This is a genomic window from Janthinobacterium violaceinigrum (assembly GCF_009208555.1).
GTDB classification, from domain to species: Bacteria; Pseudomonadota; Gammaproteobacteria; order Burkholderiales; family Burkholderiaceae_D; genus Janthinobacterium; species Janthinobacterium violaceinigrum.
This window is the reverse complement of the sequence record NZ_WFLI01000092.1, coordinates 1-1,368: the sequence shown is the minus strand read 5'-3', so window position 1 is coordinate 1,368 and position 1,368 is coordinate 1. Positions and strand designations below refer to the sequence as shown.

Genomic DNA, 1,368 nt, shown 5'->3' with positions numbered 1-1,368 from the left:
CCAGCTGGCCCTGGTTATTTACCAGTGACTGGGCGTTATTTGCGTTGGCGGTGATGGCCAGCAGATTGCTGGCGGAAATCACCGCCTTGTTAGTCTGTACATCACCAGTAGTTGCCGTGATGGCGATATTCGCTGCGCCCGTCTGGCTGTTCGACAGATCCACACTGGAACCCGTCAGCGTCGCACTGCCTGCGGCCAGATTCTGTCCGCTCGCTTGCAGCACGCCATCGGCATTGATGGTCAGATCGCCTGTCGTCCCCAGGCTGCCGTCCGCTTTCACGCCGGCGCCCAGCAAGCCGCTGCTGGTGACTTTGCCAGCCGTAATATGGGTGTTGTTGACGGAGGCAATGGAGCCACTGTTGTTCAGCAAGCCACCGACCATCAGTTGCTGGTTGCGGCCCGCATACAGCAGGCCAGCATTCGTTAAATCACCGCTGATGCGCGCAGTCAGGTCCGTGCCGGCGCTCACTGTCCCCTGCTGGTTCAGCAAGGATGCCGCATCGAGACGCAACATGTCCGCCTGCAACACGCCGCGCGTGTTGTCGATAGTCACACCGCCCACATGCAAGTCGGCAGTCGCTGCCATCACGCCATCGGTATTATTCAGTGTGCTTTTGCTGACGATGTCGGCCGATGCGGCGGACGTGATGCGGCCCTTGCTGTTGTCCAATACGCCCGCCTGCACGGACAAAAGACCCGTACCCGCATGCTCGATCTTGCCGTCCTTGTTGGCGACGGTAACGGCATCGATGTTCAGGTTCTGACTGTTGACCGCGATGCGTCCCGCTGTATTGTCCAGATTACCGGTGACGATATTCGTGTCACCCGTGCCCGTCTGCAAGATACTGCCCTTGGCGTTGTCCAGATTGCCCACATGCAGATCCAGTTGATCCGCCTGCACCGTGCCTTCCGTGTTGTGCAAGGTGACATTGCTCGTGACGTTCAATGTGCCTGACGTCGTCACGACCGCCTTGTTCGTGCTGACGTCACCCGTTGTTGCCGTCAAGCCGATGTTCGCGGCGCTGGTCTGGCTGCCGCCGATATCGATGCTGGCACCGGTCAGATTGGCGCTGCCCGCCGCCAGGTTCTGGCCATGCACCGCCAGCGTTTGCGTGGTATGAATCGTCAGGTCACCGGCCGTGCCCAGCTTGCCATCGGCCTGCATGCCGGCACCGAGCAAGCTGCTGGTGCTGCTGTCGAGAGTTTTCGCCGTCAGGCTAGTGTTGCCCTGCGCGGCGATCACGCCCGTGTTCGTGATGGCGCCTGTTGCGGTCAGGGATTGATTGCCTGCCGCATATAGGCTGCCCGTATTGCTCAAGGTATCGAGCGTGGTCCTCAGGTTGGCGCCGGCAAACACATTGCCGGCGG

At 60.6% G+C, this 1,368-nt stretch carries 1 protein-coding gene; it reads right to left on the bottom strand.

Annotated elements, in window-relative coordinates:
* The coding region (locus GCN75_RS28725; protein WP_405002844.1) for a beta strand repeat-containing protein at positions 1-1,368 on the bottom strand (1,368 nt) is incomplete at both ends.